The organism is Seohaeicola nanhaiensis (genome assembly GCF_042654245.1).
Taxonomy (GTDB): Bacteria; Pseudomonadota; Alphaproteobacteria; order Rhodobacterales; family Rhodobacteraceae; genus Seohaeicola_A; species Seohaeicola_A nanhaiensis.
The window spans coordinates 127,046-143,107 of the sequence record NZ_JBHSGI010000024.1 but is presented as its reverse complement, the minus strand read 5'-3'; the positions used below and the strand labels follow the sequence as shown (position 1 = coordinate 143,107).

Annotated in this window: 17 protein-coding genes; 12 read left to right on the top strand and 5 right to left on the bottom strand. The window is 67.8% G+C overall.

The genetic code is table 11. The annotated features are described in order from the left end of the window. Positions 1-111: 111 nt before the first annotated feature. Together ACFO5X_RS15135 and ACFO5X_RS15130 are read left to right on the top strand one after the other, a co-directional pair. On the top strand, positions 112-717 hold the full coding sequence (locus ACFO5X_RS15135; RefSeq protein WP_380718332.1) for a Hint domain-containing protein: 606 nt from the start codon (positions 112-114) through the stop codon (positions 715-717). A 195-nt stretch (positions 718-912) separates the two neighbouring features. Continuing rightward, positions 913-1,824 carry a pirin family protein gene (locus ACFO5X_RS15130; RefSeq protein ID WP_380718330.1) on the top strand — a complete coding sequence of 304 codons (912 nt, stop codon included), beginning with the start codon at positions 913-915 and terminating at the stop codon, positions 1,822-1,824. A 202-nt stretch (positions 1,825-2,026) separates the two neighbouring features. On the opposite strand, the gene ACFO5X_RS15125 is transcribed toward ACFO5X_RS15130, so the two are convergent. After that, on the bottom strand, positions 2,027-2,614 hold the full coding sequence (locus ACFO5X_RS15125; protein ID WP_380719518.1) for a TetR/AcrR family transcriptional regulator: 588 nt from the start codon (positions 2,612-2,614) through the stop codon (positions 2,027-2,029). 99 nt (positions 2,615-2,713) lie between these two features. Here ACFO5X_RS15125 and ACFO5X_RS15120 point away from each other — a divergent pair, with 99 nt between their 5' ends. The 6 genes from ACFO5X_RS15120 (at position 2,714) to ACFO5X_RS15095 (ending at position 8,841) form a co-directional block, all read left to right on the top strand. After that, a complete protein-coding gene (locus ACFO5X_RS15120) occupies positions 2,714-3,007 on the top strand; it encodes a hypothetical protein (protein ID WP_380718328.1) in 294 nt (97 codons plus the stop codon). A gap of 79 nt (positions 3,008-3,086) precedes the next feature. Further along, positions 3,087-4,373: a homoserine dehydrogenase gene (locus ACFO5X_RS15115; protein WP_380718326.1), complete on the top strand. Its 1,287-nt coding sequence runs from the start codon at positions 3,087-3,089 to the stop codon at positions 4,371-4,373. A 184-nt stretch (positions 4,374-4,557) separates the two neighbouring features. Further along, positions 4,558-5,523, top strand: a complete 966-nt coding sequence (glpX, locus tag ACFO5X_RS15110; RefSeq protein WP_380718324.1) for a class II fructose-bisphosphatase — start codon at positions 4,558-4,560, stop codon at positions 5,521-5,523. A 54-nt stretch (positions 5,524-5,577) separates the two neighbouring features. Next, a complete protein-coding gene (recJ, locus tag ACFO5X_RS15105) occupies positions 5,578-7,329 on the top strand; it encodes a single-stranded-DNA-specific exonuclease RecJ (RefSeq protein ID WP_380719516.1) in 1,752 nt (583 codons plus the stop codon). 53 nt (positions 7,330-7,382) lie between these two features. Beyond that, a complete protein-coding gene (locus ACFO5X_RS15100; protein ID WP_380718322.1) occupies positions 7,383-8,528 on the top strand; it encodes an alkane 1-monooxygenase in 1,146 nt (381 codons plus the stop codon). Then, entirely contained in the window at positions 8,446-8,841 is a 396-nt protein-coding gene (locus ACFO5X_RS15095; protein ID WP_380718320.1) for a hypothetical protein, read from the top strand. Before ACFO5X_RS15100 ends, ACFO5X_RS15095 begins: the two co-directional genes overlap by 83 nt. Before the next feature lie 145 nt (positions 8,842-8,986). On the opposite strand, the gene xseA is transcribed toward ACFO5X_RS15095, so the two are convergent. Further along, on the bottom strand, positions 8,987-10,474 hold the full coding sequence (xseA, locus tag ACFO5X_RS15090; protein WP_380718318.1) for an exodeoxyribonuclease VII large subunit: 1,488 nt from the start codon (positions 10,472-10,474) through the stop codon (positions 8,987-8,989). A 116-nt stretch (positions 10,475-10,590) separates the two neighbouring features. Between xseA and ACFO5X_RS15085 the strand changes: the two genes are divergently transcribed. Together ACFO5X_RS15085 and ACFO5X_RS15080 are read left to right on the top strand one after the other, a co-directional pair. Next, the gene (locus ACFO5X_RS15085; RefSeq protein ID WP_380718316.1) at positions 10,591-11,070 is read left to right on the top strand and encodes a carboxymuconolactone decarboxylase family protein; all 480 of its coding nucleotides are present in this window, start codon (positions 10,591-10,593) and stop codon (positions 11,068-11,070) included. Next, positions 11,070-11,561 (top strand): RrF2 family transcriptional regulator, encoded by a 492-nt coding sequence (locus ACFO5X_RS15080; protein WP_380718314.1) that lies wholly within the window; start codon positions 11,070-11,072, stop codon positions 11,559-11,561. Before ACFO5X_RS15085 ends, ACFO5X_RS15080 begins: the two co-directional genes overlap by 1 nt. A 15-nt stretch (positions 11,562-11,576) precedes the next feature. Here the strand turns inward: ACFO5X_RS15080 and ACFO5X_RS15075 are convergent, their stop codons facing one another. Beyond that, positions 11,577-12,137: a type 1 glutamine amidotransferase domain-containing protein gene (locus ACFO5X_RS15075; protein ID WP_380718312.1), complete on the bottom strand. Its 561-nt coding sequence runs from the start codon at positions 12,135-12,137 to the stop codon at positions 11,577-11,579. A gap of 144 nt (positions 12,138-12,281) precedes the next feature. Here ACFO5X_RS15075 and purD point away from each other — a divergent pair, with 144 nt between their 5' ends. Both purD and ACFO5X_RS15065 read left to right on the top strand, forming a co-directional pair. Further along, positions 12,282-13,544, top strand: a complete 1,263-nt coding sequence (purD, locus tag ACFO5X_RS15070; protein ID WP_380718310.1) for a phosphoribosylamine--glycine ligase — start codon at positions 12,282-12,284, stop codon at positions 13,542-13,544. A 109-nt stretch (positions 13,545-13,653) separates the two neighbouring features. After that, positions 13,654-14,349, top strand: a complete 696-nt coding sequence (locus tag ACFO5X_RS15065; protein WP_380718307.1) for a glutathione S-transferase N-terminal domain-containing protein — start codon at positions 13,654-13,656, stop codon at positions 14,347-14,349. Positions 14,350-14,497: 148 nt separating this feature from the next. On the opposite strand, the gene ACFO5X_RS15060 is transcribed toward ACFO5X_RS15065, so the two are convergent. Next, positions 14,498-15,112: an inner membrane-spanning protein YciB gene (locus ACFO5X_RS15060; protein ID WP_380718305.1), complete on the bottom strand. Its 615-nt coding sequence runs from the start codon at positions 15,110-15,112 to the stop codon at positions 14,498-14,500. Positions 15,113-15,120: 8 nt separating this feature from the next. Next, complete coding sequence (locus ACFO5X_RS15055) at positions 15,121-16,023, bottom strand: EamA family transporter (protein ID WP_380718303.1); 903 nt, start codon at positions 16,021-16,023, stop codon at positions 15,121-15,123. Positions 16,024-16,062 lie beyond the last annotated feature (39 nt).

The window sequence follows — 16,062 nt, the reverse complement described above, 5'->3', positions numbered from 1 at the left end:
TCGCGAAATTGTTTCCTGCAATATGCAGTTTCCGGCGCCTAACTCCGCAAAATGGCCATATTCGTCGCGTGTCCGGCAGCGCTGGCATAGTCTGCGTGCATGGACAATTCTATGCACACCCCGACGCTACGCTCCCGTGCCCGGCCCGCCACCAGAGAGCTTGCCGAGCGTGCAGGCGGACTGGCGCCGTCCGATCGCCGGGTGCTGGAGGCCGTGCTCTCGCAGACCGGCAATTGCGCCCCGGAGGCTCAACCTGGGCAACGCGCGGATACCCCCGCGCCGCTGATCTGGAATCTGCCGGGCTTCGAGGGCAAATGCCGTATCACCACCATTTTCGGGGAACTCCCCGTCGAGGCGCTGCGCCGGCGCGACCAGGTGCGGACCATCTGCGGCGCCTTCAAGGAGGTGAAAAAGGTCGAGGCAATCCGGCTGGACGCCGACTTTCTGGAACGCCATCCGGCCGCGCAGCCGGTGATGATCCGCGCCAGGGCGATGGGCGGTGCCTTTCCGGTGCGCCACATGCTGGTGTCGCCCGCACAGAAGCTCTGGCTCTCGCGGCCCGGCGACGGCTTTATCGCGCGCACCGCGCAGCAGATGGAGGACACGCCGAACATGATGCGGAGCCGGCGGAACGATATCACCTATTACCGCTTCCACCTGGGCGACGAGGAGATGGTCTCGGTGGAGGGCACTTGGTTCTGCACCACCCCGTTTTGAATGGTTTTTCCCGCCTGGCACGTTGCCGGGCGATGATTTGACGTCTGTAACGAGTAACATCGGTATTTCTACGCGCAGGTCTTGCGCGCTGGCCCGATGGTCTTGCAGCACCGCACAGGTGCCGTGTGATCGCGCGCATTGAATGGATCCTGCGGGCGCCTATTGTCATGGCAGCCCTTTATCAGGAGACCGACCATGTCGCTTCGACCGACTCTCGAGACCCGCCGCGCGCAGCCCACTCTGGAAGGCGCCGGCGTCAAGCTGCACCGCGCCTTCGGGTTCCAGGATCCGAGCGAACTGGATCCCTTCCTGCTGTTCGACGATTTCCGCAACGAGCGGCCGCAGGACTATCTGCGCGGCTTTCCCTGGCACCCGCACCGCGGGATCGAGACCATCACCTATGTGCTGGCCGGTACGGTGGAGCACGGCGACTCGCTGGGCAATACCGGCCTCCTCGGTGCGGGGGACGTGCAGTGGATGACCGCCGGGTCCGGCATCCTGCATCAGGAGATGCCGCAGGGCAACGCCAAGGGGCAGATGCACGGCTTTCAGCTGTGGGGCAACCTGCCCTCGGCGCAGAAGATGACCGCGCCGCGCTATCAGGACGTGCAGGCCAAGGAGATCCCGGAGATCATCGACGATGACGGCACCCGCGTGCGGGTGATCGTGGGCGAGTTCTGGGGCAAGACCGGGCCGGTGGACGGGATCGCGGCCGATCCGCAATATCTCGACGTCTCATTGCCGGCCGGGGTGAAGAAGACCTTTCGGATCGACACCTATCGCCGGGCCTTCGCTTATGTCTTCGAGGGGGCGGCGGCTTTTGCCGATGCCTCGAAGCCCGCGGGCGTGCTGCTGGAGAAGGAAGTGGCCGGCGAAGAGGTCAATATCCGTGACCTGTCGGGCGACCGCACCCTGATCCGCTTTGGCACAGGGGATGAGATCACCGTGCAGGCCGGTCCGGAAGGGGCGCGCTTCCTGCTGATCTCGGGCGCGCCGATCAACGAGCCGGTGGCCTGGCACGGGCCGATCGTGATGAACACCAAGGCCGAGCTGATGCAGGCCATGACCGAGCTGCGCAACGGCACCTTCATCAAGCCCGCCCATTAGGTGTCCCAGCTGGGACGGGGGGTCAAGGGGCTGATTTAGCGGGATAATTCGGGAGTGAGGATCCGGGACGAGGTTTTTGTCCCGGATTCCTGGCGCTCAGCGACCCCCGGCTTTCGCCGGGCACATCTGGACACGTTTGCGGGATGCGCGGCAGCGATGCCATCGCGGGGCGAGAACCGCCGGTGTCCGGCGGCGTCGCCGCTTATCCCCCGACGGCCCTGCGCACCATGTCCCAATAGATCGCCTCGACCTCGTCCAGCGTCAGGCGTCCGCCTTCGCGGTACCAGGTGTTGACGCCGTTCAGCATGGCGATGACGGCGCGGGTGGCCAGTTTGGGGTCGGGGGGCGCGAGGGTGCCTTCGTGGATGCCCTCGGTCAGGATCGACTCGAGCAGGCTCTCGTAGCGCTGGCGCAGGCCCTCGATGACGGCGAAGTTCTCGGGGCTGAGGTTGCGCAGTTCCATATAGGCGATGAAGACCGCGTCGGGCCGGGCCAGGTGAAAGCGGATGTGGAAGCCCATGAAGTCGCGCAGGCGGGCCAGGGCGCCGGAGGCCTTCGGTCGGGCCTCGCAGGCGGCGATGGTCTCGGACATGTGGCCCTGCATCAGTTCAAAGAGCAGCGACTGCTTGTCGGGGATGTAGTTGTAGAGCGCGCCGGCCTGGACCCCGACCTCGGCTGCGATCTGGCGCATAGAGACGGCGGCATAGCCGTGGCGCGCGAACAGGCGCAGGGCCGCGTCACGGATGCGCGGGCCGGTGATGTCGGAATGCGAACCATGGGTGCGGGCCATGGGCGGCAGAGTAACTGACCGGGCGTTCAATTAGAAGCCCCGCTTGCATCCGCCGCGCGCGCGGGCGAGACTGGCGGGGTCCCTTCCGGAGTGCCGACGATGCCCCTGACCCGCCTCGCCTCTGCCGCCCTGCTGGCGCTGGCGGCCTGCACCCAGGTGCCGGAACTGGGCGCGGTGGTGCCGCCCGATCTGCGCGCGGCGGAATATCCGCAGCTGATCCCGCTGGGCCCGGAGCTGTCGGTGCCGCAGGATCCCACGGCCGAGGCCGAGCGGGTCTCGGACAACCTGAATGCACGGGTGGCGCGGCTGAAGCGGCGGGCGCAGGCGCTGAACGAGGCCTCGGTGGTCGATGGGGCCACTCGGACACGGATGGAAGAGGGCGTGCATCCGTGAATATCTGCCGCGTTGCGCTGCGCGGGCGAACCGGCTAAGCGACGGGCTCAAGATCAATCCCAGAAAGAGGATACGCCAGATGAGTGCTGCGTTGCGCCTTGGAATCGCCGGTCTTGGCACCGTGGGCGCGGGTGTCGTGCACATCCTGCGCCAGCATGCCGCCCTGCTGGAAGCGCGCACCGGGCGCAGCGTTGTGCTGACGGCCGTCTCGGCTCGGGATCGCAGCAAGGACCGGGGCGTATCGCTGAGCGGCTATGCCTGGGAAGACGATCCGGTTGTCCTGGCGCGGCGCGATGACATCGACGTCTTTGTCGAGCTGATCGGCGGGTCGGACGGCCCGGCGCTGGACTCGGTGAAGGCGGCGCTGCAGAGCGGCAAGGACGTGGTGACGGCGAACAAGGCGATGCTGGCGCATCACGGACGCGCCCTGGCCGAGATGGCCGAGACGGCGGGCCGGGTGATCCGCTTCGAGGCGGCGGTGGCCGGAGGCATACCGGTGATCAAGGCGCTGACCGAGGGGCTGGCGGCCAACGAGATCACCCGGGTGATGGGCGTGATGAACGGCACCTGCAACTACATCCTGACGCGGATGCAATCCGCCGGGCTGACCTATGACCAGGTGTTTCAGGAAGCGGCCGACCTGGGCTATCTGGAGGCCGACCCGAACCTCGACGTGGGCGGCATCGACGCCGGTCACAAGCTGGCGCTGCTGGCCGCCATCGCCTTCGGCACCGCGCCGGATTTCGACGGGATGGAGATCGAGGGGATCCAGCGGATCGCGATCGACGACATCCATCAGGCGGCCGACATGGGCTATCGCATCAAGCTGCTGGGCGTGGCGCAGCGGACCGGGCGGGGGCTGGAACAGCGGATGCAGCCCTGCCTCGTGCCCGCCGACTCGCCGCTCGGCCAACTGGAGGGCGGCACCAACATGGTGGTGATCGAGGGCGATGCGGTGCAGCAGCTGGTGCTGCGCGGCCCCGGCGCCGGTCAGGGGCCGACCGCCAGCGCGGTGATGGGCGATGTCTGCGACATCGCGCGCGGGCTGCGCATTGCCACCTTCGGCCAGCCGGCGGCGACGCTGGCAAGCCTGCCCGCCGCGCGCTCGTCGCTGCCCGCCCCCTATTACCTGCGCATGAAGCTGGTGGACAAACCCGGCGCCCTGGCCAAGATCGCGGCAATCCTCGGGCAGGCGGGCGTGTCGATCGACCGGATGCGGCAGTACGGCCATTCCGAAGCCACCGCGCCGGTGCTTTTCGTGACACACAAGACCAGCCGTGCGGCGCTGGACGAGGCGCTGGCCGCGATGCGCCAAACCGACGTGGTGGCGGGCGAGCCGGTCGCGCTGCGGATCGAGGAAGTCTGAGGCGCGGCGCCCGCCCTTTCTCTGGTTTCCAAATACCCTCGGGGGTGTCGCGCCGAAGGCGCGACGGGGGCAGCGCCCCCTGCCCCGGCCCGGTTCCGTGCACGGAGGGAATTGTGCGCAGGCTTGTGCCGCTTCCTGCGCGCGGCTAAACCGGGGCAAACATCGCTTCAGCAGGAATGCCCACATGACCACGACCACCGATTTCCAGGACCGCATGCTCTCTCTCGGGCTTGCCCGGGTCGCCGAACAGGCAGCGCTGGCCTCGGCCAGCTGGGTGGGGCGCGGCAACGAGAAGGCTGCGGACCAGGCGGCGGTGAACGCCATGCGCACCCAGCTCAACCTGCTCGACATCGCCGGTGTCGTCGTCATCGGCGAAGGCGAGCGCGACGAGGCGCCGATGCTGTACATCGGTGAGGAGGTCGGCACCGGCAAGGGGCCGGGCGTGGACATCGCGCTCGACCCGCTGGAGGGCACCACGCTGACGGCCAAGGACATGCCGAACGCGCTGACCGTGATCGCGATGGGGCCGCGCGGCTCGATGCTGCACGCGCCGGACACCTACATGGAAAAGCTGGCCATCGGACCGGGCTATCCCGAGGGGCTGGTGACACTGGACATGCCGCCGGCCACCCGCGTGTCGGCGCTGGCGACCGAGAAGGGCTGCGCGCCGTCGGACATCACCGTCTGCATCCTCGAGCGGCCGCGCCACGAGGCGATGATCGCCGAGGTGCGCTCGACCGGGGCCGCGATCCGGCTGATCACCGATGGTGACGTGGCCGGTGTGATGCATTGCGCGGACAGCGAGAAGACCGGCATCGACATGTATATGGGCACCGGCGGTGCGCCCGAGGGCGTCCTGGCGGCGGCTGCGCTGAAGTGCATGGGCGGACAGATCGAGGGGCGGCTCGTCTTCCGCAACGATGACGAGAAGGCGCGCGCGGCCAAGGCGGGGATCACCGATCTCGACCGGGTCTATACCCGCGACGAGATGGTGACGCAGGACGTGATTTTTGCCGCCACCGGCGTGACCGGCGGCACGCTGCTGCCCGGCATCCGGCGCGAACCGGGCTGGGTGACCTGCACGACGCTGCTGATGCGGTCGAAGACCGGGTCGGTGCGGCGGATGGAATACCGGACGCCCGTGGTCTGAGGACCCGGGCTTCGGCCCGACTGACAGGACAGAAGGGACAGAGGCTTGGGCGCTGTGGCGGACCCCGGATTTCTTGGCGTTTCGGCCTCGCTGACCGGGCGGCGCTGGACGGGCCCGGCGCTGGAGGTGGAGCGCGCGGCGGAGGCGATGGCGCAGGCCACCGCCCTGCCCCGGCCGCTGTGTCAGATCCTGGCGCGGCGGGGCGTGCCGCCGGAGGAGGCGACCGGTTTCCTTACCCCCCGGCTGGCCGACCTGCTGCCGGATCCGCGTCGTCTGCGCGACATGGAAAAGGCCGCGGCGCGGTTCCTGGCCGCGGTGGCGCGGCGCGAGCGGATCGCTGTATTCGCCGATTATGACGTCGATGGCGGCAGCTCGGCGGCGCTTCTCCTGGTCTGGCTGCGCGGTATGGGGATCGCGGCGACGCTTTATGTCCCCGACCGGATCGACGAGGGCTATGGCCCCAATGTCGAGGCGATGGCGATGCTGGCGAAGGCACATGATCTTATCGTCTGCGTCGATTGCGGCACGCTCTCGCACGAGCCGATTGCCGCGGCGGCGGGCGCGGATGTGCTCGTGCTGGACCATCACCTGGGCGGGGAGACCCTGCCTGACGCGCTGGCGGTGGTGAACCCGAACCGGCAGGATGAGGACGGCGAGCTGGGCCATCTCTGCGCGGCGGGCGTGGTCTTCCTGATGCTGGTCGAGGCACGACGGCAACTGCGCGAAGCTGGGCGGCCGACCGGGCCCGACCTGATGGGGCTGCTCGACCTTGTGGCGTTGGCGACGGTGGCCGATGTCGCGCCGCTGATCGGAGTGAACCGGGCGCTTGTGCGGCAGGGGCTGACAGTGATGGCACGGCGCGAGCGGCCCGGGCTGGTGGCCCTGGCCGATGTGGCGCGGATGGACACCGCGCCGACCCCTTATCACCTGGGGTTCCTGCTGGGGCCAAGGGTCAATGCGGGCGGGCGGATCGGCAAGGCGGACCTGGGCGCGCGGCTGCTCGCCACCGACTCGGTGGCCGAGGCGCAGGCGCTGGCCGCGCGGTTGGACCAGCTCAACACCGAGCGGCGCGAGATCGAGGAGTCGGTGCGCCTGTCGGCGCTGGCGCAGGCGGAGTCGCGCGGGCTGGAGACTCCGCTGGTCTGGGCGGCCGGCGCGGGCTGGCATCCCGGTGTGGTCGGGATCGTGGCCGCGCGGCTGAAGGAGTCGGCAAACCGGCCGGCCGTGGTGATTGGGGTCGAGAACGGTATCGGCAAGGGATCGGGCCGGTCGGTGGCCGGCGTCGATCTGGGCGCGGCCGTGCAGCGGCTGGCAGCCGAGGGGCTGGTGCTGAAGGGAGGCGGTCACCGGATGGCGGCGGGACTGACGGTGGCCGAAGGCCAGATCGAGGCGGCCATGGCGCGGCTGTCCGAACTGCTGGCGCGGCAGAGGGCCGGGGTCGGCGGGGTGGCTGATCTGCGCATCGATGGCGCGCTGATGCCGGGCGCGGCGACGCCCGAGCTGATAACGCAGGTGGAGCAGGCAGGGCCCTATGGGGCCAGCGCGCCGGCCCCGCGCTTTGCGCTGCCGGAAATGAGGGTGGGCTTTGCCAAACAGGTCGGCGACCGGCACCTGAAGCTGTCTCTGAACGATGGCGCCGGGCAGAAGATCGATGCCATCGCCTTTGGCGCCTTTGACAGCGACCTTGGTCCAAAGCTGGTGGAGCACGGCGGCGCGCGGTTCCACGTGGCGGGGCGGCTGGAGATCAACACCTGGGGCGGGCGGGCGCAGGTGCAACTGCGGCTGGAGGATGCCGCCGCCGTCTGAGGCACTGGACAGCGCGGCACGGGCGGCGGACAGTCGGTTCCGAAGGAGCCCATATGAACTGGTATGTGATCGCAACCCTGTCGCCGGCCGCTGTCGTGGCGCTGGCCTGTTTGCTGGGTGGCGCCTGGGCCTGGGCCGCTCTGGCAGCGATGACCGTGCTGGTGGCGGCACTGGACCGGTTCACGCGCGTGTCCCTGCCGCCGCGTGCAGAGAGCGGTGCGGCACTGGCGATGGCAGTGGCAGCGGTGCATTTCATGCTGCTGTTCCTGGGCGTGCGGGCGTTGTCGGGCGCGGTGCCGCTGGGGCCCTGGCAGAGCGTCGCCCTGGCCGCGGCGCTGGGCAGTTTCTTCGGGCAGGTGTCGAACACCGATGCGCATGAGCTGATCCATGCGCGCGGGCGCTGGCGGGTGCGGCTGGGCACGGCGGTCTTCGTCTCGCTGCTGTTCGGACACCATGTCTCGGCCCATCTGCGCGTGCATCACCCGCATGTGGGAACCGCGCGCGATCCCAATTCGGCGCGGCTGGGCGAGAGCTTCTACCGGTTCTGGCCCCGGGCCTGGATCGGGTCGTTTCGCGCGGGCTGGCAGGCCGAGGCGCGGCTGCGACAGAGGGGCGGCGGCGGGCACCTGCATCCCTATGCGATCTATGTCGGCGGCGCGCTGGCGACGCTGGCGGCTGCGGCGCTGATCGGCGGCATTCGCGGCGTGGCTGCCCTGCTGGTGCTGGCGGCCTGGGCGCAGACGCAGCTGCTGCTGGCCGATTACGTGCAGCACTACGGGCTGCGCCGGCCGCTGCGGCGCGATGGCAGCCCGCTGCCGGTCAGCGTTCAGGAGTCCTGGAACGCGGCGCCCTGGTTTTCGGGCGCGATGATGCTGAACGCGCCGCGCCATTCCGACCATCACCTGCATCCCGCCCGCGCCTTCCCCGGCCTGCGACTGGACGCGCCGGATTTGCCGATGTTGCCTCTGGCAATGCCCGCGATGGGGCTGCTGGCGGCCTTTCCGTGGCTGTGGCGGCGGGTGATGGACCCGCGTGTCGCCGCACTGACCCGGGGCGACGTTAACCTTTTGCAAACCAAAAGTGGCGCGAAGTCACCGATTCTGGCAGACTCGGGCCATGGTGAGAGTGGCATTGATTCTGATCGCCCTCGCGGCGATGCCGGCCTCAGCGCAATCGACGCTGAGCGCGGAGGCGTTTGACGCCTACACGCGCGGCAAGACGCTGTATTACGGCAACGACGGCGAGGCCTATGGCGTCGAGCGGTATCTGGAGGGGCGGCGCGTGGTCTGGTCGTTCCTCGACGGCAAGTGCAAGGACGGGATCTGGTACGAGGAGGCGGGGCAGATCTGCTTTGTCTACGAGGACAGCGACGGGCCACAGTGCTGGACCTTTCAGCAGACCCAGAGCGGTCTGGTCGCGCAGTTCCGCAACGATCCGGCGGCGACTGAGCTTTACGAGGCGCGCGACATGGGCGACGAGATGCTGTGCTATGGACCCGACATCGGGGTCTGAGGTACACCTGCCCTTGGCCTGAGACTTTCGTCTGGCGCCGGGAACTGAGTATTTATTGAAGAGAAGAAGCAGCAAGTCGGGAGACCCGTCTGGCTGCCTTTTCATTGAACAAACTGCGGCGCACCGGTTTCACCGGCGGGGCGATTCAGAACAGAGTACCCTGCCCGCCCGGCGGCGGTTCGGCCTTCGGTTTGCGCACAGTTCGAGCGCCGGTCTGCGCGACGTCGATCTGGCCATCGGCAAATTCGATTTCCAGCGTTGCGTGACGGGCGGCATCGGCGCGGGTGGTCACGAGGTCGCCGCCGCTGCGCACGACGGCATAGCCGCGGGCCAGCGTCGCCTGATAGCCAAGGGTGGCGAGCATCCGGTCGGCGCTGGCGAGTGCCGTGACGCGATGCTGGTGCTGGGCGCTGGCGGCGATAGACAGGCGGCGTGCCAGCCGGGCCAGCGCGTCACGCTCTGCGCTGAGGCGGGTCTGGAGCTGGGCGGGACGCAGGCTGCGGGCGCGCGATTGGAAGGCGTTGCGTTGCGCCGCAATCATGCGGTTGAGCAGGCCGGGGCGCAGCGAACCCGCGATCTCGGAGACATGCAGGCGGCGGCGCTGAACGCCCGTGGTCAGCGCGCCGTCGAGCCGGTCGGCGGTGCGGTCGAAACGCTGCCGCGCGGTGTCCAGCAGGCTTTCCTTGCGCGGCAGCGCACGGGAGAGATCGGCAAGGCGCTGCTGGCGCAAGCGCACGCCGACCGAGGCGGCGCGGACGAGGCGCGCGCCCATGCTGTCGGCCCATGCGATCAGGTCTACCCGCACGGGCACGGCCAGTTCGGCTGCGGCCGTCGGCGTCGGCGCACGCATGTCCGAGACGAAGTCGATCAGGGTTGTGTCGGTCTCGTGACCGACTGCCGAGATCAGCGGGATGGCCGAGGCGGCGGCGGCGCGCGCGACGATTTCCTCGTTGAAGCCCCAGAGGTCTTCGACCGAGCCGCCGCCCCGGGCGACGATCAGCAGATCGGGGCGCGGCATCGCCCCGCCGGGGGTGAGGCGGTTGAAGCCTTCGATGGCACGGGCGACCTCGGGGGCGCAGTTGGCGCCCTGCACGGCGACGGGCCAGATCAGAACCTTGCGCGGGAAGCGGTCGCGCAGGCGGTGGAGGATGTCGCGGATCACCGCGCCCTGCGGCGATGTGATGACGCCGATGATCTCGGGCAGGAAGGGCAGTTTCCGCTTGCGGGCGGCATCGAAAAGTCCTTCGGCGGCGAGCTGTTTCTTGCGCCTTTCCAGCAGCGCCATCAGGGCGCCCTGCCCCGCGACGGCCACCTCTTCCACGTTGAGATTGTATTTCGACTGCGCGCCGAAGGCGGTCAGGCGGCCGGTGACGATGACCTCGAGCCCCTCTTCCGGGACGACCGAGAGCTGGGAGATCTGCCCCTTCCAGGTGGTGCAGGCTAGGACGCTGCGGTCGTCCTTGATGTCGTAGTAGAGGTGCCCGGACCGCGCCGTAAACACGCGCCCGACCTCGCCGCGCACGCGGATCCGGCCGAATTCGCCCTCGAGCGTGCGTTTCACCGCGCCCGAGATTTCCGAGACGCTGTATTCGGGTGTGTTCTGGCCGGGGGCCGGGTCGTCGATCAGATCCATGCGGCGAGTCTGCCCCAGCGCGCCGGCGAGGAAAAGGGGCGAAAGGCGATTGACTCTAATTAAGGATATTAAATATCTATATAGATATCTAATATCCGCAATAAGGCGAAAGAATCATGACTCAGAGACTGGATTACAACGCGGCGGCACCGGATCCGGCGCGGGCCTACATGGCTTTCAGCCGGGCGGCTGGCGGCAAGGCGCTGGAGGTCGGGATGCGTGAACTGGTCAACCTGCGCGCCTCGCAGATGAATGGCTGTGCCTTCTGCACGGACATGCATGTGAAGGCCGCCCGGCTGGCCGGAGAGCGCGAACTGCGGCTGCATCACGTCGCCGTCTGGCGGGAATCGCCGCTGTTCGACGCGCGCGAGCGGGCGGCGCTGGAATGGACCGAGGCGCTGACCCGGCTGCCGGCCGAAGGCATCCCGCCGTCGATGTTCGAACGGATGCGCGGCATCTTCGGCGAGGCGCTGCTGGCCGAGCTGACCTTCGCGGTGGTGGCGATCAACGGCTGGAATCGCCTGGTTGCGGCCTTCACGCCGGTGCCGGGGTCTGCGGATGCGGCGCTGGGGCTGTCGAAGGCAGGTCTTGCCTGATGCAGCTGCGCAATCAGGTTGAATGGGCGCTGCATTGCTGTGCAGTCCTGGCCGGGCTGCCCGAGGGCGCGCGCCTGTCGACACGTGTGCTGGCCGAATTTCATGGCGTGCCGAAGGACTACCTCTCGAAGGCGCTGCAAAATCTGGCGCAGGCGGGGCTTATCGAGGGGTCGCTGGGCCCTTCGGGCGGCTACCGGCTGGGTCGGCCGGCTGCGGAGATCAGCTTTCTCGACGTGGTGGAGGCGGTCGAGGGCGCGGGTCGAAGCTTTGCCTGCACGGAAATCCGGTGCAATTCCCCCTGCCTGGCGGAGGATCACAAGCCCAGGGGGCCCTGTCAGATCGCGCGGGTGATGTGGCAGGCGGACGCCGCGTGGCGGCGGGAACTTCAGGCAGTGACCCTGTCGGAGCTCGTTGCCACATTGGCTCAGGAACTTCCGGCGGATCAGCTGACCGCAGCGGCGGAATGGATGGCGGAACGGGCGGGCCGATAGGCCCGCCCGTCCATCTCAGGCCGCGCGACGCTGGTGCTTGCCCTCGGCGATCTCTTCGATCAGCTTGGAGCAGAAGGCAGGCAGGTCATCTGGCTGGCGGCTGGTGACCAGACCCTGGTCGCAGACAACCTCGCTGTCTTCCCAGAGACCGCCGGCATTGCGCACGTCGGTGCGGATCGACTTGTAGGAGGTCACCTGGCGGCCGGCGATAACGCCCGCCTCGACCAGCAGCCAGGGGGCATGACAGATGGCGCCGATCGGCTTGCCGGCCTCCCAGAAGGCACGCACGAGAGACAGCGCCTCTTCGTTGACGCGCAGCAGGTCAGGGTTGATCTGCCCGCCGGGCAGGACGAGTGCGTCGTAGTCGCTGGCCGAGGCGTCCGAGAGAGCGCGGTCGACCGGCACGGCATCGCCCCAGTCCTTGTTATCCCAGCCCTTGATCTCGCCCGACTCGGGCGAGACGACATGAACCTCGGCGCCCGCGTCGCGCAGCGCGCGGAGCGGGTATTCCAGCTCGGACTGCTCGAAACCGTTGGTGGCGAGAATGGCGATTTTCTTCCCTTGGATGCGGGGCATGATGCTCTCCTTGTCTTTATTGATGATGTTTCCTGCCCCCACAACGTGCCTGGGCGACCGGGCGTTCCCTGTTCCGCGGGTTATTGCCTATCCCTGCCTTGCCGCCTAAGCAGGCGCCAGAAACGGCAACGGGGGCGCAGGCGCATGAATATCCTCATTCTCGGCGGCGGCGGGCGCGAACATGCGCTGGCCTGGGCGGTGATGCAGAATCCGAAATGCGACAAGCTGATCGTGGCGCCCGGCAATGCCGGGATCGCCAAGATCGCGCAATGCGCGCAGCTGGATATTCTGGACGCCACCGAGGTCGTCGAATTTGCCGGAGCCAATGCCATCGACTTCGTGATCGTCGGACCCGAGGCGCCTTTGGCGGCCGGAATCTCGGACCGGCTGCGCGAGGCGGGCTTCCTGGTCTTCGGCCCTTCGGCGGCGGCGGCGCAGCTGGAGGCCTCCAAGCGGTTCACCAAGGAGATCTGCGACGCGGCGGGTGCGCCTACCGCGGCCTGGGCGCGGTTTTCCGAGGCCGGGCCGGCCAAGGACTACGTGCGCGCCCAGGGCGCGCCGATCGTGATCAAGGCCGACGGGCTGGCGGCCGGCAAGGGGGTCATCGTGGCGATGACGGAGACCGAGGCGCTGGACGGCATCGACGAGATCTTCGGCGGCGCGTTCGGCGAGGCCGGGGCCGAGGTGGTGATCGAGGAATTCATGGAGGGCGAGGAAGCGTCGTTCTTCGTGCTTTGCGACGGCGAGACGGTGCTGCCGATGGGCACGGCGCAGGATCACAAGCGGGTTGGCGAGGGCGATACCGGGCCGAACACCGGCGGTATGGGCGCCTATTCCCCGGCGCCGGTGCTGACCGATGAGATCGCCGCCAAGGCGCTGGACGAAATCGTGCGTCCGACCATGGCCGAGATGGCCCGGCGGGAGATGCCCTATCAGGGCATTCTGTATGCCGGGCTGATGATCAAGGACGGTCAGCCGCGGCTGGTGGAATACAATGTGCGCTTTGGCGATCCTGAATGCCAGGTGCTGATGATGCGGCTGGGCGCGCAGGCGATGGATCTGATGCACGCGGTGGCCGAGGGGCGGCTGGATACGATGCGGGTCAACTGGGCCGACGATCACGCGATCACCGTGGTGATGGCCGCGCGCGGCTATCCCGGCGCCTATGAGAAGGGCAGCGTGATCGGCGGGCTGGACGCCCTGCCCGAGACCGGACGGCAGATGTGTTTCCACGCCGGGACCGCCGAAAAGGACGGCCGGGTCGTCGCCAATGGCGGGCGGGTGCTGAACCTGACCGCGCGGGGAGCGACGCTGGCCGAGGCCCATGCCGCCGCCTATGCGATGGTCGATGCGGTGGACTGGCCCGAGGGCTTCTGCCGGCGCGATATCGGCTGGCGGGCGTTGTGACAGCCGGCTGACCGATTTTGCGGCAGGTCATGGGTCTGCCGCGCGGCACGACAACTGCCGGCTTGCGCCGGCAGCCGGATCCGCGATGATCCGGCGCAGGAGGACGCATATGACCATCGACCTGTATTTTTGGCCCACGCCGAATGGCTGGAAAATCTCCATCGCGCTGGAAGAGATGGGGCTCGACTATCGCACCCATCTGGTGAACATCTCGAAGGGCGAACAGTTCGCACCGGACTTCCTGAAGATTTCACCCAACAACCGGATGCCGGCGATCGTCGACCCCGACGGGCCGGACGGGGCGCCGATCTCGATCTTCGAGAGCGGCGCGATCCTGCAGTATCTGGCGCGCAAGACCGGCACCTTCGGCGGCGCCACCGAGCGGGCGCGCGTGGCGGTCGATCAGTGGCTGATGTGGCAGATGGGCGGCGTTGGGCCGATGGCGGGGCAGGCGCATCATTTCATCCACTACGCGCCGCAGATGGATCCGCCGCAGGATCTGCCCTATGCCCGAGACCGCTATCGCGCCGAGGTGGCGCGCCTTTACGGCGTGCTGGACCGGCAGCTCGCCGACAATGCCTATGTCGCCGGCCCGGACTATTCCATCGCCGACATGGCGATCTGGCCCTGGGCACACCTGTGGAAGCGGCAGGAACAGGACATCTCGGACAAGCCGCATTTCGCGCGCTGGATCGAGACGGTCGGCAGCCGCCCGGCGGTGCAGAGGGGCCGCGCGCTGCACGAGGAGCTGCGCAGCCCGGCGCCACAGGGCAAGGAGGCGCAGGCCATCCTGTTCCGCCGCTGAGACGGGCCCCTGCTCTTCTCTGGTTCTGAAAATACCTCCGCCGGAGGCAAAGCGACGGGCCGCAAGGCCCGGCGTCCGAGGCGGAGGCCGTGAGGCCGGAGACGAGACAAAAGGCGTGGCGCCGCAGGCGCCGCCGCGCGGAACGCGCTCAGGCAGAGGTGTCGTCGGGGTCGATCATGTAGCGCTGGAGCGCCACGATCTGCCACCAGAGAAAGCCGAAGAGCGCGAGCGGAAAGGCGAAGGTCTCGATCTTGACCCAGAGGTCGGTCGACATGGTGCGCCAGACGAATTCGTTCGCCGCGGCCAGCACCAGGAAGGCGACGAAGAGCCGGCGGGTCAGGATCATCCAGCCTTCCTCCTGCATCGGGATCAGCTCGCCCATCACATAGGAGAGATAGGATTTGCCCTGCAGCAGGCCGATGCCGAGCAGAGCCGCGAAGACGCCATAGACGATGGTCGTCTTCATCTTGAAGAAACGCTCGTCGTTGAACCAGGCGGTGAGCCCGCCGAAGAAGATCACCATGAAGGCGGTGAAGATCTGCATGCGGCTGAGCTTGCCCGAGAGTTTCCACAGAATCGCCATCGCGGCGAGAAGGATGGGCACGAAGACGATGGTGGCGACGATGAACCCCGAATATTCGACGCCATGGAAGGTGTAGGTATTGTCGCGGATCCACAGGTAGATCAGGAAGAACAGGATCGTGGGACCAAGTTCCAGCGCCTGTTTCACCCAGGTGTTCACTGCCTTTTCCGTTTGTGCCATCGGGCCTATCAGCCTCCCATTTCGACAATCACCGCGCCCAGCGCGATCAGGGTCATCAGCGCGATGCGCCGTGGCCCGACGGTTTCCTTGAGGACGATCCAGCCGATCAAAGCGGCAAAGACCGTCGAGGTCTCGCGCAATACCGCCGCTTCGCCCACCTTGTCGAGTCGTGTCGCCAGCATCACCGAGCCGAAGCTGCCGAAGGCGATGATTCCGCCGATGACTCCCCGCAGCATCAGCGGCGCGACGGCCGGGCGGATGGTCATGTTGCGCCAGCGCAGCGCGGCGATCACGGGCATTACCAGCGCGTCGATCATGAAGAACCAGGCGAGGAAGGTGAATGGATCGGCCGTGGAGCGAATGCCGTAGGCGTCGTATGTCGTGTAGAGCGAAACGAAGAGGCCGGTCACGACCGCCAGCGCAAGAGCGACATGAAGCGTGTCGCGCGCGGCCTGAAGGTAGATCAGGTTGTAGACAGCCAGGCCGAAGATGCCGGCGAGCAGGACCGCGATACCCAGCCACTGGGTCAGCGTGAAGACCTCGTCGAACAGGAAATGCGCGCCGATGACGGCAAACAGAGGGCCAGTGCCGCGCACCACGGGATAGACCACGGTGTAGGCGCCCTTGGTATAGGCCTGCGCCTGAAGCATTTTGTAAGCGACGTGGATCACGAAGGCGCCAAAGAAGATCGCCCACATATGCGGTTCGGGCCAGGGCACAACGAAAAACGCGAAGGGCGCGGCGATCAGGCCATAGCTCGCGTCAATGGCACCGCGGGTGAGCCAAGGATCGTGCCGCCCCTTCTGCAGCGCTCCGAAGACGGCGTGCAGGAAGGCGGCCAACAGGGCGAGAACCATGGCCAGAGTGTGGCCGGCCTCGGTGCCTTCGAGCGAGATCAGCCAGGCGCTCATCGTCGGCGGAACCGCCGATGGACGTTGGCGTTTCGTTGC